This window comes from Marinoscillum pacificum, from assembly GCF_024714495.1.
GTDB lineage: Bacteria > Bacteroidota > Bacteroidia > Cytophagales > Cyclobacteriaceae > Marinoscillum > Marinoscillum pacificum.
In genome coordinates, this window is the sequence record NZ_JAMZMJ010000001.1 from 1,412,317 (window position 1) to 1,434,215 (window position 21,899).

Here is a 21,899-nt window from a genome sequence, read left to right on the forward strand (position 1 = left end):
ATATACTAACCGATGAAATTCTATGAAAGTCGAGATAAAATGTGATTACAACTCAACCAAAAAACAATTCCTTCTGGACTACAACATGGCTTTCTTTGATGAAAATCTTGATTTTCTAAAAGCTCATAGTGCATCAGACATCCAGTGGAATATTATCGGTAACGAGATGATCACAGGAAGCAATGCACTATGTGCTGCCGTAAAAGGAATGTCAGAATTTCCGCCTCAATCACTAGTCATTCATCAAATCATCACTCATGGAAAAGAAGCTGTACTTCTTGGTGAAATGATCATGGATGCTGACAATAAATATGAATTCTGCGATGCTTATGAATTTGTGAGTGCCGGTAAGCAAGTCATTAAAAAGATCAAATCATTCATCATCAAGGTACAAGCATCTTAGTTCCTTAACGACTCATAGATATAGCCAATTTGCTGACTATGGACATCATTCTTGAAATTCCACATGGTACCATTCCAGTAAGACTTCAAATGATCCAGTTCTCTTCTTAACGCATAGACAATAAGATTTTTAGGGAGAGCCACCGTCAAGAAGAATAGGTAGAAAATGGCTTTTTGAATGAGTCCCATATTCCTCCTCATGAACAACATTCTGTTCCTTGTTTGAAAATAGGTCTTTAAAGGTGAGGATTTACCAGTAGACACAGACTCTTTATGCAAAATATACACCGACTCTACTACCTTAATTTTGTAGCCAGCACGTTTGATTTGTGCTCCCCAGTCCAACTCTTCATAGTAAAGAAAGTAATTTTCAGGCATCATACCCACAGTTTCAATCACCTCTCGGCGAACCATCATGGCTGCACCATGTGCATAATGTGTATCAGAGACCTTCATTTTAGGTTGCACTTGTTGTTTATGACCTATCGCATGATTGCGACCTGTCAATGAATTAATTTCTGTATAACCCGCATATTGGGTCAACCCTGGCTGATCAAAATAGTTGATAATTGGGCTGACCACTCCAGCATCAGGAAACCTCTCCAATGCAGCCACCAATGCCCGAATGGATTGTAGTGGCACTTCAGTATCATTATTTAAAAAGAATAGATAATCCCCAGAAGCTTCACGTATACCTAAGTTATTTCCTCCGGCAAAACCGAGATTTTTTTCACTTCGGATGACTTTTACCTCAGGGTAACCCAATTGAATCATTTTGGACGGATCCACTTTAGAACCATTATCCACTACTATGACCTCCAGATCCTGATAGTCTTGGTTCCTTAATGATTCCAACAGTTCGAGTGTAACCTCAGGCTGGTTGTAATTGACTGTGATGATGGAAACTTTACTCATGACTTTCTCTTTGCCTTTGACCACACCACTGACTGATTACCTGACATCAGTTTAATTAGCCCCAGGTATACATTGAGGTTCATGAATGTAAAGTAAAGCGGTACAAAAAGAGCCTTCACTCGGATATTAGATGCTTCCAAATACCACCCGGCAATTGCAGCAATGTAAAATGCAGCTTGTCCAGTCATGGTCAACATCCAAAACCAATGCCCCGTTTCTAACAAGAAAATATTGGTCACAAAAAGCAGCATCAAGGATAATGGAGCTAATGTCCATCTCAACACACGATGAGACACATATTGAAATGTTAATACTCCATATTTAAATGGATTCAGGACGTAAGCCAAACGAATGATCGCCTGTATACCTCCGGCAGAGATTCGTACTTTACGCTTCATCTCCTCCTCTAGAGATTCCGAAGACGATTCCACGGCTTGTGCTTTTGGCTCATATGCCACACGATATCCCTGTGCAGAAATACGCATGGTCATCACAAAGTCTTCAATTAATGTATCAGGCTCTGGCTTTTCATATAATTCCGTTCTAATAGCAAACAGCTCACCAGCAGCACCCACTACAGAGTGTAGGCTGTAGTCCCACTTTTTCAGCAAGGACTCGTATTTCCAATAGATTCCTTCTCCAGCACTAGCTGCATCATCTTCCATAGCCACACACTTTTCTCCTGCAACAGCCCCTACTTGCTGATTCTGAAAATGACGAACCATGTTGAGAACGCCATCCTTATTAATCATAGCATTTGCATCGGTGAAAATGGTAATAGGCTCCTTCACCAACTTCATTACTCGATCTACTGCAGAAAGTTTGCCCTTTCTGGCATCTTGATGTAAAACATGTACTTGTGGAAATAAGCCAACGATTTTAGCCGTCAAATCATCAGACCCATCAGTCACAAAGTATAGATGTAGTTTGTCCTGTGGGTAATTAAGATCAAGAGTGTTCTCGATCTTGTTTATGATAATATCCTGTTCATTAAATGCTGCTACTACAAACGCCACATCAGGTAATAACTCGTCTGATACTTCTTCAAATTTTGGCTTTTTACCAAAAAATCTGACTAGCACACCGAGTAGAATACCGTATCCTAAATAGCTGTAAAAAACAATAAATAAACAGATCACAAAAATGATGGCTGAAGTCTCCATAGGTCTATCTTTTTTTTACTAAAGTAGACCTACTGACAGGAGCAATTGGCTAGTTTTCGTTAATCAACAATTATTAAAAGATTTTTGACTGAAATGAACGTTAAATTGTTTTGATCTTATTCATCAAGATAGGCTTATGCGCTCTACTCACAGGAATCACCTTATCGGCTATTACCATGTTTGTTTCTTCGATATCCACTACTTTGGACAGATTTACAATGTATGATCGGTGAACCTTTAAGAACTTGCTATTCTTGATTTTGTCATCAATATTCTTCAGTGTACTATGCACGATATACTTCTCTTTGGACGTTCTGAAAGTCACGTAATCACCAAGTGATTCTACATACAGTACATCTTCCAAATCAAGCCTAACGTATCTACCATCCACTTTAATGAATAGTTCGCTCATTTCTTCAGAACCAGAAGATGAAGACAAGTTTTGTCTCGCATGGTCGAGTGCTTTCAACAACCGTGGAAGCTCAACTGGCTTGGTTAAAAAATCGGTGACGTGATGTTCAAAAGCCTCTACAGCATATTCTGCATGACCAGTTGTTAGTATGATTTGTGGTTTTTTCTCAAGACTTTTTATTAAATCCAGACCACTGAAATCCGGCATTTGAATATCCAGCAACAGGACATCAATTTCCACTGATTTGATAAGCTTTAAGGCATCCAATCCATTATCAAACGAACCAACAACCTCTAGATCATCAATTTTTTGACACATTAGCTCAATGGACGCTCGAGCCATTTGGTCATCTTCTACTATGAGACATTTCATGTTTTGATAGCTTACTTTTTATAAAGCACTAATTACTTAACCATTCGGATAATCTAGCCCGTTCGTTTGCTACCAGTTGATGTGTTGCTTCAAATTCTTTTATAAATGCCGGAACAAGCTGTCTAATGGAATTGATGTCTGATCTTTTTCCTGCTTGTTCAATTTCCAGCATTTGATCGGTAAGTTTTCCTAGACCTACCATTACAAAGTTTGGCTTTATCCTATGTGCCAATGTAACTAACTCTGACCAGTTTTCCGAATCAAAATGCTGTTTAAGTTTATCTAATTCACTATTAATGTTATCCAAAAATATCTGAAACATCAGATGGGCTCTTTCAAAATCACCCATATAGAACGAATCCAAATATTGTATATCTAGTTCATTTGAAAATTGGAAAGTACTGTGACCACCTAGTGAACTATTAGCATCCGATTCAGTCAATTGTTCAAAAATATTAAGCAATTGCTCAGGAGAGAATGGTTTACTGAGGTGATGATTCATCCCAGCTGATATCGCCTTTTCTTTCTCATCGACCAATGCTGAGGCAGTCAGCGCAATAATGGGTATGTTCTGATTGGTATTGTGCTCCATGCTTCGGATACGAATGGTTGTTTCATAGCCGTCCATCACTGGCATTCGGATATCCATCAGAATTAAATCATAGGTATTGGATTTTATTAACTCCACTGCTTCTCCACCATGATTCGCTAAATCATAAGTGATTTCCCATTTATTCAGCAGCCCTATTAAATATTGTTGATTGATCTTATTATCCTCAACAATCAATACATGGTTTATACTATCAGGAAGCATCTCACTATATATTCTTTGATCTGTTATTTTCTGTTGCTCAGTTCTTTTCACAAAAATCATATTAAAGGAAAATTCAGAGCCTTTACCAACTTCACTCGTAACATGAATATCTCCTTTGTACATATTGACCAATCGCTTAACGATAGAAAGTCCCAATCCGGTACCTCCATATCTCAGCTTGGTCTGCTTACTTCCTTGTTTGAAACTTTCAAAGATGGTCTGAAGCTGATCTTCATCTATTCCAATTCCTGTGTCTCTTACTGAAAATCGAATATTAACATGGTTTCCTATTTCTTCGATTAACTCGAGAGTAGTACATATTTCACCAGCCTCCGTAAACTTCGCAGCGTTACCTATAAGGTTAAGCAGTATTTGATTCAAGATAGTTTGATCAGCAACAACATCAAAATCAATCTTAGGATCAATAGTAACGTTGAACTTCACCTGGTTGTTATTTCGGAATTTATAAGTTTGAACCAAAGCTTTAACACTCGCGGCTAATGGAAGCTGCTTCTCATTCAATTCCATTTTACCGGATTCAATCTTCGAAATATCAAGTATGTCAGATAATAGACCCAACAAAATGTCAGCGGAATACTTGATATTATCTAAAAGCTCTAGTTGATCAGGTTTCAGGTTGGTATCATAAAATAAGTTGGTCAACCCGGCAATCGCGTTGATTGGATTTCTGATCTCATGACTCATGTTAGCCAAAAACTCCTTCTCAGCCATTCTCGCCTTTTCGGCTATTTCTCTGGCTTGTCTTAACTCAGCTTCCAGGCGTTTGCGATCTGTTATATCATAATGTATACCAATGGATCCGTCGATGTTACCTTCTGAGTTATAAAATGGAGCACCACTAATTAGCACCCACATTCGTTCTCCACTTTTTCGTTTAAGTTCTATTTCATAAATGCCCTGTTTGCCACTAGCACGTTTCTTATCTTGCTCAGTCATGGCTCCCTGGTACTCCTCTGGCAGCAACAATTCAAGGGCATTTTGTCCTTTTAATTCCTCTGAACTGTAGCCAGTCATTTCACAGAATCGATCATACGCTCTGATAATCCTATGATCTGTATCTACCTCTAGTAAACCCAGCTCCATGTTCTCGATGATCCCTCGATATTTCTCTTCAGAATATTTTATTCGTTGTTCAGTAGTATAATTTTCCGTGATATCCCTGTATTTCCACAGATGACCTACATATTTATCGTCAACAAAAGTTGGCACGTAATCTCTACTAAAGACCCTGCCATTCTTCATTTTGACAATTTCATTCACCACTTTCTCCTGATTTCTCTGAAGTTCATCTACACGTACTTTAAATGATTCAGAGTCTTCAAACAGACTAGCAACATCAGTTAAAAAGGATGAACAATTCATACCAACTAAATTGGCTGGATCCTCATCAATATTAAATTGCGTCAAGAATAGCTCATTGGTCAGGATAATATTTCGATGCTCGTCTTCCAGCAAAATCCCTGCATGGAAACTCTGTATTAAAGATGATAGTGTATTTGTCCGCTCAGACACTCTCCATTCAAGTGTTTCATTGAGGCGCATCAGGTCCCTGTTGGACTTATATAGTTCCAATGACTTTTGTTCTAGAAGAAGCTCTGCGGACGACCTGGCAGCACGTTCTCTTGCTACCCGTCTCTTCAGTATCTCTATTTGAAGATTAAGCTCTTCTACGGATGGTGAATCTAACTGTGGTTGCATCATCATTGAGTTTTTCCATTAGTATATCTGCCTGCTCATCAAAATACTCCAGACATCCTTTGATCAATCCAAGAGCAAAATCACCCATTTTTCTTTTGGAGTGATATACCATAATCAATTCGGAATGATCCTTTGATTCAATGTCAAATTTTGGCAATTCTGCATCCGGATAAAGTTTCAATACTTCCGGATGTATATGGTCTTCAACGCTCGCCAGAAATGTAAAGGCATCGATACCCGGAATGAAAAGGGATGAATACCTCTGACCAAACACTCCAAACAAATGATGACCATAAAGCTCCATCAAATCTCCTATGCTCATATCAAGCTCTTGAGATAACTCCACTAGTATCGATACAAGTTCTCTATGTGGATAAGAACCTACCGATGTATAGGCATCGGATGTGATTGGCTTTGCTTTTTGTAATACTTTATCTACAGTTTCATAGCCAAATTTATTTTCGACTAATTCTAGTAGTTCGGTAAAGACTATTCCTCTCATATCTTACAAATTAATATTGAAGCTCTATAGCTCCATGGGTTTTATCGATAGTTGGACAATTGTCTTCGCTAATTGGTAGAATGTTTAAGATAAGCATTTTTGAAGAGAGAATAGTGCTAAATTTGTATTGCTACGAGCTAAAAATGAAGAAACTCCTATTACCAACGTTCTTACTAATCCTAGTTACCGTATGTTCGGCACAAGAAGTGCCTTTTCAAATCGAACGTAAAGGTTTATTTAAAAAGACTGTCATTAAAAAATGTGGATTCACTTTATCGAATCAACAGTTCATCGAATTTCTGGCAGACGATCCTTTGATGGATCAATACACCAAGCCTCTTGCAGCAATCTACATTTCCAACTCCTTATTAAATGCTACGGGAACAGTATTATCTACCTGGCCACTTTGGCAACTTCAGTTTGATAAAGAACCCAATCTCAACCTGACTTATGCAGGCATAGGCGTAGTGGTCGGGTCGTTTGTCCTCAATCGTGTATTCCTGCATAAAGCAAGACAAGCCGCAGAGTACTATAACAACGGATATCAAGAACCTAAAAAAGTTGGATTGCAACTTAAACCTGCTTCTTCCGGAGTAGGCATCGCATTGGTTTTCTAGTAGGTTTGCAACTATGAAAATTGGCCTTATTTCAGATACCCATAGCTATTTGGATGAAAAAGTGTTTCAGTATTTCCATGAAGTAGACGAGATATGGCATGCCGGAGATATCGGCACTTTGTCATTATTGGAGCAATTGGATGCTTTCAAACCGACTGTTGCTGTTTACGGAAATATAGATGATACATCTATACAGGCCGCTGCTCCAGAAAACCAGATCATCGTAAGAGAAGGAGTTAAAGTCTTGATGACTCACATAGCTGGTAAGCCACCAAAGTACAATGCGAGAGTTAAGAAACTCATCAAAGAGCACCAACCGAACCTATTGATTTGTGGGCACTCACACATCCTTAAAGTACAGCCTGACCATGAAAACAACTTGCTTTTCATGAATCCAGGAGCTGCAGGAATTCACGGCTTTCATCAGATGAAAACGCTATTGAGGTTTGATCTGGAAAATGGAAAACCTAAAAACCTGGAAGTGATAGAATTGGGAAAAAGAGGAGCTTTGAAGTAAGATTAATAGACTACTTCCATCAGGTCCATGAGTTCTTTTACCTCCTCTCGACTGATACCATTTTCAGTAGCCAACTCCGTTATTTTCTGTAGTTCCGAAGTGGTTATCACTCTGTTGGTTTGCTTCTTTTCAATGATGTAAATCAAGGCTTGATAATTTGGATAATCTAAGTTTTGAATAACCATGTGTGTAAAAAAGGATGTTTCAACTCCTTTATCAAAAACGTTGCCAAATAGTCAAAATCATTAACAATGCCATTAACTGTCACACACTTCATTCAAAGTGAAAAAATATCAGCCATTTTGAATAAAAAACAGGTCTCAAACCCTTACTAATCATCATTTGAGACCTATTCGTTATAAATCTTCAAAAATTATTTCTCTCGAATAGACTTAAACTCTGATCCTTCTTTCCATTTTGGCCATTTGTCTGAATTAGCCAATTGCAATCCCATTTCATAGAAAAGAGAGACATCTTGGTAAATCCCACCATACTCCCAAGCTGGAGTAACCTCATCAGCTGGACGGTGGTAGGCATTCGTTTCGAATTCTACGATCTTGTTTTCAATGAACTCAACACCTTTGGTTAGGTGCTCATAAGAACCATAAGCGAAAATCGCTGGCACACCCACTTTTGCAAACTGAAAATGATCTGAACGGAAGAAATAACCTTTTCCAGGAGCTGGATCTGGGATCACATATCTTCCTTGCTTTTCAGCCAGGCCGGTTGCCAAATCATCCAGTTCTGACTGTCCATAACCAACTATCGTCAAATCCTTCATGAAACCATAAAATGGTAAACCGTCCATGTTGATGTTCGCTACCGTTTTAGCAACCGGATAAATCGGATTCTCTGCATAATATTTTGATCCAAGCAATCCTTGTTCTTCAGCGGTTACGGCCAAGAAAATCACACTTCGCTCAGTATCTCCCGATTTTGAAAAAGCCTCTGCAATGCCCAACAAGGCCGCCGAACCTGATGCATTATCATGTGCACCATTGTAGATACTATCACCATCCACCACAGGACCTACACCTAGATGATCCCAGTGAGCTGAATACAGGACAAATTCGTCCGCTTTAGTAGTCCCTTCTTTTACTGCAATGACATTATTAGAAGTTGATTTCTTAATTCCATTCTCCACAGTAACAGTTGCAGTTAGGTTCAATGGAATAGGCTCAAAATCGGCACTTCTAGATCGCTCAACGAAGCCTTTCATATCCACATCTGTCGCTTCGAACATTTTAATGGCTGCATCACGGGTAATCCAACCCTGTACAACCGGCTTATACGCATCTCCCGTCTGATCCAGATACAGACTGGCTCCTGACCAGGAATTCTTCACGACCGACCAACCATAACCAGCAGGAATCGTTTCATGAACAATCAAACAAGCTGCCGCACCCTGACGAGCAGCCTCCTCATATTTATATGTCCAACGACCATAATACGTCATTGTCTTACCTTTGAATAGCGTAGAATCTTCCGATCCAAAACCCGGATCATTGACCAACACTACGACTGTTTTACCTTTTACATCCAGCCCTTCATAGTCATTCCAGCCGTATTCTGGAGCGACTACACCATAACCTGCAAAAACGACCTCTGAATCTTTCAACTCATTGATTGGCTCTACTCGTTCGCTGTAAGCAACAAAATCTTCTCCTACTTTTAATTCTACCGCCTCCTTACCACCAGAGATCAGCATGGTTTCTGATGGTTTAGCATCCAACTCCACCAAAGGCACTTGCTGAAAATAACTATCCCCATTACCCGGCTTTAAACCAAAACTTTTGAATTGATCGGCGATATATGCGATCGTTTTTTCTTCACCAACAGTAAATGGTTTTCTACCCATAAACTCATCGGAAGCCAAAGTTTCGATATGACTGGCTATTGCCACTGTGTCTATCAGCTCTGTTTCTTCACTGACACTTTCCTTTGGTTGGCAGGCTGCCAAAGCCATGACCATGGATAAATAGGTTAACTTCTTCATAGGTTTAATTTTATTCGAAACCTGAATTTGGTGATTTTTTATGGACACTAAAAATTCTTCTCTACTAAATGATAAATTCATATACGAACGGTAATTTTCAGTAACAATTCATAACAAAATCGTCTACTCATTGATTTCCAAGCTATAAACCAATACAAATACCTAAATACTATGAAATACCTATTAAATCTAAGTTTGGCACTGCTAGTTATCGCTTGCAGCCAACCAAAATCCAATGAAGAATCTTCTTCTGAAACGGAAGTAGCAGTATCAGAAACAGTAACACCAACTCTTGAAAAGCTGTGGGAGTCAGACACTATTCTATCCACTTCCGAGTCCGTATTGTATGATTATGATTCTGGAATCTTATATGTTTCCTGCATCAATGGAGTACCTCCTGCTGCTCAGGATGAAGATGGATTCATCGCTAAAGTTTCACCAGAAGATGGCTCGGTTATAGAACTGAAATGGGTAACTGGCCTTGATGCTCCAAAAGGTATGGCTTTGTTTGGCAATAACCTATATGTAACCAACATTGATGAAATTGTCATTATCGACAGAACAAGTGGTGAAATTACTAAACGAGTGCCAGTAGAAGGCGCTCAGTTCTTAAATGATGCAACGGTAGATGGCAATGGTAATGTCTATTTCTCCGATTCCAATACCAACAAAATACACATGCTTTCGCAACAAGGAGTTCTTTCCACATGGTTGGAAAGCGAATCTCTTGGCGGCCCAAATGGATTGTATTACATGGATGATGTCTTAATGCTGGCGACATTTGGTGAAGGCAACTTTAAAAAGATCAATATGGCTACTTCAGAAATTGAAATGGTCGTTGATTCCATTCCAGGTGGTGATGGAGTTGAAATGGTAGACGAAAAAGACTTCCTGGTTTCGAACTGGAATGGTGAAGTGTACTACGTTACGGCAGACTGGACCAAAACCAAATTATTGGATACAAAAGACGCAGGAGCAAACGCCGCTGATATCGAATATCATTCAACTAGCAAAACTGTTTTCGTACCTACTTTCTTTGGTAATCAGGTAGTTGCGTACAAATTGAGCAATTGATATAAATCAGCATAAAACGACACTAGCGCCTGCTCTAACAGGCGCTTTTTTTGTGTCCAAATGGGTAACTTAGATGGATCAAATCTTAACCCTAAATAAACTATGAATCAACTATCCAAATTGTTGGCTGGATCCTTACTACTAGCATTTGCCTGTAGTCAGCCAACCCAAAAACAAGAAGAATCAATCGAAGAAACACCTTCACCAATGGAACAAAAACTTGCGGATTATAAAAGCGTCAAACTAACCACTGACCTTTCTGCTTTGAGTGAATCTGAGAAAGCTATGATTCCTAAGCTGATTGAAGCAGCTCAGATCATGGATCAATTATTTTGGAATGAAGCTTATGGCAAGAAAGATTCGCTGCTTTCTGCAACAGCAGATGAGGCTACCAAACAGTACATCAAAATCAACTATGGTCCTTGGGATCGTCTGGATGATAACATCGCATTTCTAGAAGGAGTCGGCACTAAACCTGCCGGAGCTAACTTCTACCCTACCGACATGACTAAGGAAGAGTTTGAAGCTGCTGAACTGGATGGTAAAACCAGCCTTTACACCTTCATCAGAAGAAATGAGGCTGGTGAGTTAATTACCGTTCCTTATCATGAGATGTTTGCAGAGGAAGTTCAGAAAGTCTCTCAGCTATTGAAAGAATGCGCAGAGCTAGCAGAAGATGAAGGGTTGAAGAAATATCTATCCTTACGCGCAGACGCTTTGTTGGATGACAACTATCAACCTTCTGACATGGCCTGGATGGACATGAAAACCAATGGCATCGATGTAGTGATTGGCCCGATAGAAAACTATGAAGATGCCTTGTACAATTACAAGGCAGCGCATGAGGCTTATGTCCTAATTAAGGATAAGCAATGGAGTGATCGCCTTTCTAAATATGCAGCCTACTTACCTGAACTACAAACTGGCCTTCCAGTACCTGATGCATACAAAGCGGAGAAACCCGGAAGCGATGCAGACCTAAACGCATACGATGTAGTTTACTATGCTGGAGACTGTAATGCTGGCCCTAAAACCATAGCGATCAACTTACCAAACGACGAAGAAGTTCAACTTGCCAAAGGCTCTAGAAGACTACAGTTAAAAAATGCCATGCGAGCTAAGTTTGATGAGATTCTAGTACCTATCTCTAAAGTATTAATCACTCCAGCATATCACATTTGATGCGTTTTTTAGCAACACCATGTTCCATGAAGTAGCGCATGGTTTGGGGATTAAAAACACCATCAACGGCAAGGGAACTGTACGTTCTGCTATCAAAGAGCACTCTTCCGCATTGGAAGAAGGCAAAGCCGATATACTAGGCTTGTACATGATCACGCAACTTCACCAAAAAGGTGAATTGGAAAGTCAATTAGAGGATTACTACACCACCTTTATGGCTGGGATCTTCAGATCTGTAAGATTTGGTGCAGCAAGTGCGCACGGTAAAGCCAACATGATCCGCTTCAATTTCTTTAAAGAAATGGGTGCATTCACTAAGCAGGAAGATGGCACCTACAAAGTAGATTACGACAAAATGCAGACCGCTATGAACGCACTTTCTGAAATCATCCTTACCCTTCAAGGAAATGGTGATTACGATGGTGTAACCGATCTGGTATCAGACAAAGGAATCATCGGTTCAGAACTTCAAGCTGATCTTGACAAACTAGAGTTTCAGGACATTCCTGTAGACATCGTATTTGAGCAAGGAACAGAAGTTTTAGGACTTTAAAATAGTATACAAACAAGCCTCTTTTTCCTGAGGCTTGTTTGTATAATTATATCTATCACACGTATTTCTCGCACTTTTTTAAGTAATTCGCCTAGAACTAAAACCCAATTTTTGGAACCTCCCATTATTCACTAATTATTCCCTTGCGGTCGCTGTTTTTAGCTGGTACTTTTAACCTGGTTACTCAGTTAAATACGTTATGAAATACACATCGTCAAACATCGACATTGACTCTGGCTACTATCAGGGAGAGCCAAGTCTTCACTTTAAATTCAAAGGGAAATTTACCGAAACAGCGTCACGAGATTCTACCCGTGCATGGCACCAGGAGTTGGATGCCAATCCGCTTACCCATTATGTGTTTATTTGGGATTGTGAGAACATGGGAGGATTCGAGATTTCAGCTAGAAAACTATGGTATGAATACATGAATCTGCACAAGCATCAGATTGATCGTGTAGTAGTCATATCAGGAAGTATACTCATTCGCAATGCCGCAAGAGTTATGCTTGAATTCTTTGGCACTACTTGCACCGTTGTAAAAACACGTGAGAAGTTCGAAGAATTGAAAGAAATGGCTGAACTTTAATCCAATACGATCGAAAATTTCATCAAGTCATCGACTATTGATTAACTTACTGCCCATATTGTAACGGATACAATATTGATACGAACCAAGGACGAAATACTTTGAAATTTTCAGAACTGAATTTAAACCCATCGCTGCTAGAAGGTATAGATGCAATTGGGTTTGAAAACGCTACTCCTGTTCAGGAGGCTACAATCCCCATTATATTAGAGAATAAAGACATTATTGCTGCGGCGCAAACCGGAACCGGAAAAACGGCAGCATTCTTACTCCCAATCATTCATAAAATACTCGAACAGCCACAAGACGGACACATCAAAGCGTTGGTGATCGTTCCTACTCGTGAGTTGGCGGTTCAAATTGATCAGCAGCTAGAGGGATTATCATACTACACCTCTGTTAGTTCACTAGCGGTTTATGGCGGTGGAGATGGTCAGAGTTTTGATCGAGAGAAAAAAGCGCTTACTGAAGGCGCAGACATCATTGTAGGTACTCCGGGTAGATTGATTGCTCACCTCAACATGAAATATGTGAAGGTGGAACAGCTCGATGTATTGGTGCTGGATGAAGCGGATCGCATGCTAGACATGGGCTTCAATGAAGACATCATGAAGATCATAGGTTACCTGCCAAAAGAGCGTCAGACGTTGCTTTTCTCAGCAACCATGCCTCCTAAAATCCGTGATCTGGCGAAGAAGATTCTCAAAGAGCCAGAAGAAATCAGTATAGCTATTTCCAAGCCGAATGAGAAGATCGTACAGGCAGCCTTCGTTTGTTATGATGGACAAAAAATAGACCTTGTAAAACATATCCTAAAAGCAGGATTCTTACGTAGTGTTATCGTTTTCTGCTCGACTAAGGACAGTGCGAAACGCTTAACCCGAGAGCTTAAAAAAGCCGATATGTCGGTAGAAGAAATACACTCTGACCTGGAGCAAAAAGCTCGAGAAGACGTCTTGAGTCAGTTCAAAAGTCGCAAACTGAAAGTGTTGGTGGCTACAGATATCCTTGCTCGCGGAATTGATGTGGAAGATATAGATATCGTCATCAACTACGATGTGCCAAATGATGGTGAAGACTACATTCACCGAATTGGACGAACTGCAAGAGCTGCAAGTACTGGTGGAGCCTTTACATTCGTGAATGAAAAAGAACAATCTAAGTTCCTGGCAATCGAGGAGTTATTAGGAAAACCAGTTCCAAAAGCTAAGATTCCTGCGTATATTGGAGAAGGTCCTGCATATGATCCTAAACCAAAAAGAGGTGGAGGCAAAGGCAGAAGACGACCTTTCAAAAAGAAAAAGTAACGAATATACCTACCATACTGACATACGTTTTAGCTGTATTAAACATTGCATTATGGTTCTGGGCAATTAAAGACATAGCCAGTTCACGGTTCATAACTCCAGGTTATAGAACCATATGGCTTCTAGTTGTTTTGTTCTTTCCTCTGGTAGGCTCCATTGTATATTTTCAGTTGAAAAAAAGATTTGTAGCACCTCCACGTAAGTTTAGCCCGGTTTTTAATCGTTGAAGCTAACTGGTTCTTAGGTATTTATTGATTATCTTCAGGTACTAACACCGCCGATAATCATGATCCGAACCTTATTTCTGGTAAGCTTAATGGGCATTACTTCATTAGGCTTCAGCCAATCTTTGGTCCTTACCAAGTCTACTAATCCTAACGCCTTACGCATAGTCAAACCAGAGGAAATTAGACTAGTCACTTTAGGTGGCAAACGCTATCGATTTAATCAATTCCAACTGAGCAACGATGCAATCATTACGAGTTTAGATACCATACCCTTTAAAGACCTTCGTAAAATATCTTGCAAAACAAAAGTAAATCTCGCCCAGGATGCTGCTGGCTATGCGGTAACTACCGCTGGAGCCTTGCTAGCTGCTGGAGGCATGGTTGGACTACTGGTAGCTATTAGTGCGGAAAGAAACCCGATCCTTGCTGAACGAGAGCACCCGTATGGGCCACCAATTGCAGCAATGGCCGCAGGAGCAGCCATAGGTATTGTAGGACATCACATTACCGGTATGTCTCGTGGATATAATCTTACCGAAACCTGGAAACTCTCCATTCAGACTGACTCATTAGTCGTCGCTAATCCTGCTGATTAATTTCAGATTCTTAAAAACACTTTTTTCAATTTCCCGTACTATTGCCGAACTTCACACCTCCTTTTGAAGTTTGACACATTGATATGGCAAAAGAAAGAATTGTAAATATTGGTTTAGTTCAGAACTCGTGTAGCTCTGACTTAAAAGACAACCTAAGAAAAGCCGTAGAAGGCGTAGAAGAAGCAGCAAAACAGGGTGCGCAGATTATCTGTCTCCAGGAGCTGTTTGGATCTACATATTTCTGCGACGTAGAGGATTATGAAAATTTCAAATTAGCGGAGGCCATTCCTGGCCCATCTACTGAAATATTTTCTGAACTAGCCAAAAAACACAATGTAGTGATCATTGCCTCGCTTTTTGAGAAAAGAGCTCAAGGTTTGTATCACAACACTGCCGCTGTAATCGATGCGGATGGTACTTACCTTGGTAAATACCGTAAAATGCACATTCCGGACGATCCAGGGTATTTTGAGAAATTTTATTTCACTCCTGGGGATCTTGGATTTAAGACATTCGACACCAAATATGCTAAAATCGGTGTGCTGGTATGCTGGGATCAATGGTATCCGGAAGCAGCACGAATCACTGCTCTGAAAGGAGCTGAGATGCTCTTCTACCCTACTGCTATCGGCTGGCACAAAGATCAGGATGATCAAACCAATCAGGAGCAGCACAACGCGTGGCAAACGATTCAGCAATCACACGCTGTTGCGAATGGTGTACCTGTGATTGGTGTGAACCGTACAGGTGTGGAAGGCGACATGCAGTTTTGGGGTGGATCCTATGTTACCAACGCATTTGGTTGGTTGGAATACAAAGCACCGCATCTGGAAGAAATAGTAAAAGTAGTACCAGTAAATCTGGACAAATCAGATAGCTACCGCATTCACTGGCCGTTCCTTCGTGATAGAAGAATTGATGCCTATGGTCCTATCGAAAAACGTTTCATCGACGAAGAATGAGTACACCTAAAGCGGACGGATTCCGATTTCCTGCCGAATGGCACCCACATAGAGCAACATGGTTAAGTTGGCCACACAACACCAACTCATGGCCTGGCAAGATCGAAACGATCTACAAGCCTTACTGTGAGTTTATCAGAGAAGTAGCCAAGAGCGAAGAAGTTTGCATCAACATAGCGAATGAAGCGATGCAGGCAAAAGCCACAGGTTATCTGAAAGAAGTTGGAGCGGACTTATCAAAAATCAAATTTTACCAGCACCCAACCAATGATGCGTGGTGTCGAGACCATGGTCCGGCATTCGTGATCAAGGAAGGTGAAAAAGCGATCGTCAACTGGGGATACAATGCCTGGGGTGAGAAATATCCTCCGTACGATCTGGACAATAAGATCCCGACCAGCATTGCCGATAAACTTGGGTTAAAACATTATACACCGGGTATAGTCATGGAAGGTGGTTCTGTAGATTTTAACGATCAGGGAATCATCCTAACCACTACCGCCTGTCTTTTGAATGAAAACCGCAATCCACACCTAAACCAGGAGGAGATTGAAGGGTATTTGAAGGACTACTATGGAGCTAAAGAGATTTGGTGGATTGGTGATGGTATCGTTGGAGATGACACTGATGGACACGTAGACGATATCACACGCTTTGTGAATACCAACACGATAGTTACAGTAGTGGAGCCAAACACAGCGGATGAAAATCATGAGCCGCTAGCGGAAAATCTGGAAAAACTAAAAACCTTCAAAATGCCTGATGGCTCTCCACTCAATGTAGTGGAACTTCCAATGCCAAAACCGGTGATTTATGAAGATCAGCGTCTTCCAGCATCTTATGCGAACTTCTACATTGCCAATGAGTGTGTAGCCGTTCCTACTTATAGAGATGCAAAGAATGACCCGATTGCTTTAGAGATTTTGCAAGGGTTGTTTAGCGATCGAAAAGTAATTGGAATTGATTCAACAGATCTTGTCTGGGGATTAGGCAGCTTCCATTGTCTAAGTCAACAAGAGCCGATATAAGTTGTTAGGTTTTGGGTTTTATGTTCTGAGTTTAGTTGAATTTCAGAACTCAGAACATAAAACTTAGTCCCTTAAACCTTAAATTTTCTCACTTCTGGTGCAGACATAAACTATTGCCATCCAGGTCCTTGAGCCAGGCAAACTTGCCCCAGGGTGTTTCATCAATAGCACCCACTTCTATACCTTTTTGGTGATAGTTGTCAATAGCAGCATGAATGTCCTCCGTTTCGCAGATGATCCCCTGGAAGCTAGCCAATGAAATGGTGGTATTAGAGCCGGGAAGTCTCATTTGAATCCAGGTTTCACCATGTGGATCAGGTGCTTCGAGTACCACTTCAAATCCAAGGTTTAGATAAAAAGCTTTGGATTTCTGCCTGTCAGCAACAGGAATCATGATGATTTCAATGGAATTCATAATTGTCTAATTTTCAGTAAAGCTATGATTTACTCGTTCCAAAATCACTTGCCATTAGCGACAAATGGAACCTCTATTTACGACACTAAAAGCCGTTAATCTCACTATCCATCCAACTAGTTCGCTCTGAGAAATAATTTTTCAAGTTTTCAATGCTCTGGTTGTAATCAGAACCGATGGACCACACAGTTTCATTTCGTGCTATTGCTCCATTGTCCACAAGATAAGCTGCAGACTCATCCACTAGCGCATTGAGACTAGTCAGCGACAATGCTCCAGACCGGAGTTCTTGCCATCGAGTTTTCACCAATGCCCTAAACTGTGGATCTTCCATCAATCTAGGCCACCAGAAAGGCATCATCCAGGCGTCCTGAGAGACATGATTGTTGTAGTTGATCACCCAATCATCCATTGGGATACGACCTCCATTATCAAAACCAATATTCATATCCCAGACTGGCCCCATACTCAGCAAGCCATTTTTATCCTTGGTCAAATAGGTACTCAAGCGATAGGCATCCACATTCCTACATAGTTCATTGATCAGGAAATAGTCCACGAAAGTGGAAACATCAATGAAATCGGTATAAGTCCTCTGTTCGGATGAGAAGTCATCGGCCAGTAGAGCCTCCTCAAACTCATGGATATGGTTCTGAATGTAGGTCTTTTGCTCCGCGACTAAGTCATCTGCATCTGGGTACTCATAGTTAAAATAGGTCTCCAGATACATATTGGCATGATAAGGCGAACCATGAGGCTCAAAATTGAGCAACTGACCATTGATATCGTAGGCAGACCGGAAACTGTTTTCTGCAGTATAGCGAGCGTCATCATCCCAGTTGTTTTCAAAGTATTCCAGCGGTTGATTGGCATTACCATCGCCTCCTGAAGTCTTATCGATTTTAAGAATGTAGCCACCAGTTAAGTCCTCACCAGAAATTTCATCTGGATTCAGCTTGGACAAATCAATGCGATCGCCATCTCGCTTCAATTTTTCCATGAACACATAGATGCCCTGGTAGTCCCCGTTTATTTCAACTTCTACGTACTGAGTTCTGGCGGCGTACCGATCCATTTTCCTGGAAATGGTATATCCCAGATGATGGTAAAGCAGTGTATTGTCAAACTGATAGTTTTCTTCCAGATTGACCACTTGCCCCATCAAAATCCAATCTTCCTCCTCTGGCCATCCAAAAAATGAAACATCCAGATCCTCTCCTGCTTCGTCCCACGTTTCTATACCATAGGATTTCTTATCCGAGAGACGAAACGAAGTAGATCCTCGGTACTCAATACCTATGAAATTGGTCTGTAGGAGTTCTTTCTCCATGTAAATGGACATTTCCGCTGCAATCTTCTTTGCGTTCTGGATAGCTCCTGAAGTAGTAATTACAACATAAGGTATCTGACTCTCTCCCACATCGATCGCAAATTCGCCTGAAGTGGTATCGTCTTTTTTAGTAGGCTCATCGTCTTTCTTACAGGACTGCAAGAACATCATCATCACGAGTAAAATGCCTATGAATTTGGAAGTGTAGGGTGAATTCATAACTATAAATGTACTCAAAATGCTAGTGATTTAACACATGTACCCACTTTCGGGTATTTTACTGGTAACTACCGGTTTATACTTGATCCTTAGCGGAGAAACTGGTAGATTCCTGTCATAAGCGACACTTATACCCGTTTGAAAACGGCTATAGACGGTTACATACGAATAAGTCACTGACCATTAAATAGTTAAAAAAATCAACCGTATAACTACTAGATAGCAGATAACATGCACTGGTGCAGTTTATATGGATATTAGGAGCAATATATGGGTCGAAAAGGAATGAAATGGGATCTTTTTATAAGTCATGCAAGTGAAGACAAAGGAACATTCGTAAAGCCCCTTGTTCTTGAATTAATTAAGCGAAACATTAAAGTCTGGTACGACGAATTCTCTCTTTCACCTGGATCAAGTTTAAAAGAATCTATAGAGAAAGGAATTAGAGATTCTGACTTTGGTGTTGTGGTATTGAGTAAAAAGTTTTTTGAAAAGAAGTGGCCAAAAAAAGAACTAAATGCAATCTTCACAAAGGAATTGATCGGCGATAGTGAACGCTTAATTCCAATCTGGCACGAAATAGAGTTGGAAGAAGTGTTTACTGAGTCTCCATTGATTGCTGACATTGTAGCTCTGAATAACAAACATTTACATATAGAGGAAATAGCAAGAGAACTTGCTGTTAAAGTTTCAAGGCAGCCATTTCGACTACAAGATGTCAAAAAGAGGATAAGCCTTTATCTGAATACAAACAAATTTGATCGGAAGAGACTTGAACTTGAAATATTCTATAGACTTGATTTGCTAGCCAACTTTGAAAATGAATCTTATGAGGTTCCCTTATATGAAGAAGATGAATGGGAACTTTTTGTGGAAGAAAAGAATCGAATAAGAGAAAAATACAAATTTCCCGCTGGGCTCTACGAATTTGGAGAGAAGATTTTCAAAAATGAAGTCCGTGAAATGAAGAAATCCATAAAAAAATGGCTTCATAAAAAGAATACCGATGAAGAAATCCAAGAATTTGCATATAACCTTTTTAGCTGGCATGACGTGGACATGTACTACGTACTGTTCGGCTATCCAAACGACCTCAGAAGCTCGGAAATAGCATCTTTACTAGATGATATAATCTTTGCGGTGGGGAGAAAAAGTAAATCAATTGAACCTAGACCTGAATTAATCCTCAATTAAAGCTCCTAACAAACGCTCATCCGCCATGTGTCACAGTGCTTTCTAAAAGTGCATCGGGACTCGCCCACGACTCTGCCCATTCTGACACTTAATCGCTCGACTCAGCTTCTGTGGTTCTGGCTTTTGACTTTCAGAACGCAGTGCATCGTGGATACTGTTGCGGTGGTTGGGCAGATTCGCTACCTTACCGCTTTTTACCAGCTCTGGACACACGGCGGATAGCTGGTCGTTGTACTTCACTTAAGTTACTGCATATGAAAAAAAGATTTTATCCAGTATTTCTTCTCTATTTTGCTTTACTATTTTCATGTCAGGAAGAGCTTAGTTCTGATAACACGATACTAGCTTTTATAATAGATGATGTTGAAACTATAATAGACCATGATTTAAATACTATTACTTTAATCCTTGATGTTGATTTAGATATTTCGAACTTGCTGGTGAATGTGGAGTTACCTCCCGGAGCCTCGATGGATCCAGATTTACGAGATCCAATAGATTTTAATGACCCTTTGGCAATACAAGTTACAGCTGAGAATGGTGCTATTCGAGTTTACAGTGTGGTATTAGACTACTTACCTGAAATATTATCATTTAAGGTTCATGGTAAAGAAGCTTCAATCAAAGGGGATTCTATCATTTTTGATGTCTACAAATCAACTGACTTATCTAACCTATCAGTTGAGGTATCACTTCCTAACGGATCAATTATGCATCCATCTGCAAGTCAACCCATTAATTTCAGTGAAGAGGTACAATTCATAATTACGAATAAGACTGGGAATTCAAGAGTTTATACCGCACAACCTGAATTAGTACCAGGGATTGTGTCAATATCCCTAATTGCAGGAGATAATGTGATACAAGGTGAAATAAACCACGAGACGGACAGTATAGCCATAGATGCTTCTTATGAAGAATTATCGATTCTTTTGAAGGATCAAAATTTAATAATAGAGCCTGACATCTCAACAAATTTTCAATTGAGTCAAAATTTGACATTTGATAAAATACCTAACTCACTAATTCTAAATTTAATAGATCCAATTAGTAACATAGAAGCGTATCATCTAAATACAAGAAATAGCGATAACTATATTATTTCTGTAAATTACGAAGACCAGTTATGGTCTTATTCATCATTACAGAATTTCGTTACCCATCCTGATGATCTCATAGGACTTCCAGACGAAAACTTTCATCTAGTTTACGTTTGGGCCAATAGGGATATTACTAATATAAATCCAGAATTTTCGCTCTCAGAAAAATCACAACCTGACGTTGATATATATAGTCATATGAATTATGAAGAAGATAAAGAAATTACCGTTACATCGGAATCAGGGAATTCACGAAAATATATTGTTCGATTTGTCAAAAGAAACATTATACTAACGAATGACCATAGTGAAATTGTAATAAATGGACATAATAATGCGCAAAGCTTTTGGACCATTTATAGATGTTATGACAAGATTAATAAGGCTTGGTTAATTGACTCAACCGACAACTCAACTATAGAATTAGAAATTATTGCCAACAATAATTATATCTCTGAAAATGACCAGACATACATTACTTTCAGTGCATTAACTTCAGTAGTTCCTGGAAGGATTTATGTATTAAAAGTGGAATTGGATAATGACGATATTTTTATTACTAGACAGAAACATTCCTTTCAAAATTAATTACAGGAAGTATAACAAACACTAAAATGAATCACTAGCCGTGCGCATATGAACTGCCCCGATAGTTATCGGGGTAGAGAGATCAATACGAAGCAGAATTTTCGGT

23 protein-coding genes are annotated in these 21,899 nt (G+C 39.8%); 14 read left to right on the forward strand and 9 right to left on the reverse strand.

Annotated features, from left to right (window positions below; translation table 11 throughout):
• Positions 1-22 precede the first annotated feature (22 nt).
• Positions 23-403 (forward strand): nuclear transport factor 2 family protein, encoded by a 381-nt coding sequence (locus NXS00_RS06060; protein WP_258098229.1) that lies wholly within the window; start codon positions 23-25, stop codon positions 401-403.
• Here NXS00_RS06060 and NXS00_RS06065 read toward each other — a convergent pair.
• From NXS00_RS06065 to NXS00_RS06085, 5 genes are all read right to left on the reverse strand, one after another.
• The gene (locus NXS00_RS06065) at positions 400-1,317 is read right to left on the reverse strand and encodes a glycosyltransferase family 2 protein (RefSeq protein ID WP_258098230.1); all 918 of its coding nucleotides are present in this window, start codon (positions 1,315-1,317) and stop codon (positions 400-402) included. The two genes, NXS00_RS06060 and NXS00_RS06065, sit on opposite strands and share 4 nt — an antisense overlap.
• A complete protein-coding gene (locus NXS00_RS06070; protein WP_258098231.1) occupies positions 1,314-2,480 on the reverse strand; it encodes a glycosyltransferase family 2 protein in 1,167 nt (388 codons plus the stop codon). Before NXS00_RS06070 ends, NXS00_RS06065 begins: the two co-directional genes overlap by 4 nt.
• A gap of 100 nt (positions 2,481-2,580) precedes the next feature.
• Positions 2,581-3,264, reverse strand: coding sequence for a LytR/AlgR family response regulator transcription factor (locus NXS00_RS06075; protein ID WP_258098232.1), 684 nt, complete (start codon positions 3,262-3,264; stop codon positions 2,581-2,583).
• 28 nt (positions 3,265-3,292) lie between these two features.
• Positions 3,293-5,803: a PAS domain S-box protein gene (locus tag NXS00_RS06080; protein ID WP_258098234.1), complete on the reverse strand. Its 2,511-nt coding sequence runs from the start codon at positions 5,801-5,803 to the stop codon at positions 3,293-3,295.
• On the reverse strand, positions 5,757-6,299 hold the full coding sequence (locus tag NXS00_RS06085; RefSeq protein ID WP_258098235.1) for a heme NO-binding domain-containing protein: 543 nt from the start codon (positions 6,297-6,299) through the stop codon (positions 5,757-5,759). Before NXS00_RS06085 ends, NXS00_RS06080 begins: the two co-directional genes overlap by 47 nt.
• A 143-nt stretch (positions 6,300-6,442) precedes the next feature.
• Between NXS00_RS06085 and NXS00_RS06090 the strand changes: the two genes are divergently transcribed.
• The gene (locus NXS00_RS06090) at positions 6,443-6,916 is read left to right on the forward strand and encodes a hypothetical protein (protein WP_258098236.1); all 474 of its coding nucleotides are present in this window, start codon (positions 6,443-6,445) and stop codon (positions 6,914-6,916) included.
• Positions 6,917-6,929: 13 nt separating this feature from the next.
• Positions 6,930-7,433, forward strand: coding sequence for a metallophosphoesterase family protein (locus NXS00_RS06095; protein ID WP_258098237.1), 504 nt, complete (start codon positions 6,930-6,932; stop codon positions 7,431-7,433).
• Positions 7,434-7,435: 2 nt separating this feature from the next.
• On the opposite strand, the gene NXS00_RS06100 is transcribed toward NXS00_RS06095, so the two are convergent.
• Positions 7,436-7,618: a hypothetical protein gene (locus tag NXS00_RS06100; RefSeq protein ID WP_258098238.1), complete on the reverse strand. Its 183-nt coding sequence runs from the start codon at positions 7,616-7,618 to the stop codon at positions 7,436-7,438.
• Between the two features lie 188 nt (positions 7,619-7,806).
• Positions 7,807-9,429, reverse strand: a complete 1,623-nt coding sequence (locus NXS00_RS06105; protein WP_258098239.1) for a M28 family metallopeptidase — start codon at positions 9,427-9,429, stop codon at positions 7,807-7,809.
• A gap of 171 nt (positions 9,430-9,600) precedes the next feature.
• Here NXS00_RS06105 and NXS00_RS06110 point away from each other — a divergent pair, with 171 nt between their 5' ends.
• From NXS00_RS06110 to NXS00_RS06140, 9 genes are all read left to right on the forward strand, one after another.
• The gene (locus NXS00_RS06110; RefSeq protein ID WP_258098240.1) at positions 9,601-10,503 is read left to right on the forward strand and encodes an NHL repeat-containing protein; all 903 of its coding nucleotides are present in this window, start codon (positions 9,601-9,603) and stop codon (positions 10,501-10,503) included.
• Between the two features lie 102 nt (positions 10,504-10,605).
• On the forward strand, positions 10,606-11,685 hold the full coding sequence (locus tag NXS00_RS06115; RefSeq protein WP_308708646.1) for a dipeptidyl-peptidase 3 family protein: 1,080 nt from the start codon (positions 10,606-10,608) through the stop codon (positions 11,683-11,685).
• A gap of 19 nt (positions 11,686-11,704) precedes the next feature.
• The gene (locus tag NXS00_RS26865; protein ID WP_308708648.1) at positions 11,705-12,238 is read left to right on the forward strand and encodes a DUF8614 domain-containing protein; all 534 of its coding nucleotides are present in this window, start codon (positions 11,705-11,707) and stop codon (positions 12,236-12,238) included.
• A 199-nt stretch (positions 12,239-12,437) separates the two neighbouring features.
• Entirely contained in the window at positions 12,438-12,827 is a 390-nt protein-coding gene (locus NXS00_RS06120) for a hypothetical protein (RefSeq protein WP_258098241.1), read from the forward strand.
• Positions 12,828-12,928: 101 nt separating this feature from the next.
• On the forward strand, positions 12,929-14,134 hold the full coding sequence (locus NXS00_RS06125) for a DEAD/DEAH box helicase (protein ID WP_258098242.1): 1,206 nt from the start codon (positions 12,929-12,931) through the stop codon (positions 14,132-14,134).
• A 44-nt stretch (positions 14,135-14,178) separates the two neighbouring features.
• Complete coding sequence (locus NXS00_RS26935) at positions 14,179-14,361, forward strand: PLDc N-terminal domain-containing protein (RefSeq protein WP_373418658.1); 183 nt, start codon at positions 14,179-14,181, stop codon at positions 14,359-14,361.
• 59 nt (positions 14,362-14,420) lie between these two features.
• The gene (locus NXS00_RS06130) at positions 14,421-14,957 is read left to right on the forward strand and encodes a hypothetical protein (protein ID WP_258098243.1); all 537 of its coding nucleotides are present in this window, start codon (positions 14,421-14,423) and stop codon (positions 14,955-14,957) included.
• Between the two features lie 83 nt (positions 14,958-15,040).
• Entirely contained in the window at positions 15,041-15,919 is an 879-nt protein-coding gene (locus tag NXS00_RS06135) for a carbon-nitrogen hydrolase (protein ID WP_258098244.1), read from the forward strand.
• A complete protein-coding gene (locus tag NXS00_RS06140; protein WP_258098245.1) occupies positions 15,916-16,947 on the forward strand; it encodes an agmatine deiminase family protein in 1,032 nt (343 codons plus the stop codon). The genes NXS00_RS06135 and NXS00_RS06140 overlap by 4 nt, the downstream gene beginning before the upstream one ends.
• 88 nt (positions 16,948-17,035) lie before the next feature.
• Here the strand turns inward: NXS00_RS06140 and NXS00_RS06145 are convergent, their stop codons facing one another.
• Together NXS00_RS06145 and NXS00_RS06150 are read right to left on the reverse strand one after the other, a co-directional pair.
• Complete coding sequence (locus tag NXS00_RS06145) at positions 17,036-17,362, reverse strand: VOC family protein (RefSeq protein WP_258098246.1); 327 nt, start codon at positions 17,360-17,362, stop codon at positions 17,036-17,038.
• An 85-nt stretch (positions 17,363-17,447) separates the two neighbouring features.
• Positions 17,448-18,911: a CotH kinase family protein gene (locus NXS00_RS06150; RefSeq protein WP_258098247.1), complete on the reverse strand. Its 1,464-nt coding sequence runs from the start codon at positions 18,909-18,911 to the stop codon at positions 17,448-17,450.
• A gap of 270 nt (positions 18,912-19,181) precedes the next feature.
• On the opposite strand from NXS00_RS06150, the gene NXS00_RS06155 reads away from it, so the two are divergent.
• Both NXS00_RS06155 and NXS00_RS06160 read left to right on the forward strand, forming a co-directional pair.
• Positions 19,182-20,105, forward strand: coding sequence for a TIR domain-containing protein (locus tag NXS00_RS06155; protein WP_258098248.1), 924 nt, complete (start codon positions 19,182-19,184; stop codon positions 20,103-20,105).
• A 254-nt stretch (positions 20,106-20,359) separates the two neighbouring features.
• The gene (locus NXS00_RS06160) at positions 20,360-21,793 is read left to right on the forward strand and encodes an SGBP N-terminal domain-containing protein (RefSeq protein ID WP_258098249.1); all 1,434 of its coding nucleotides are present in this window, start codon (positions 20,360-20,362) and stop codon (positions 21,791-21,793) included.
• Positions 21,794-21,899: the final 106 nt, after the last annotated feature.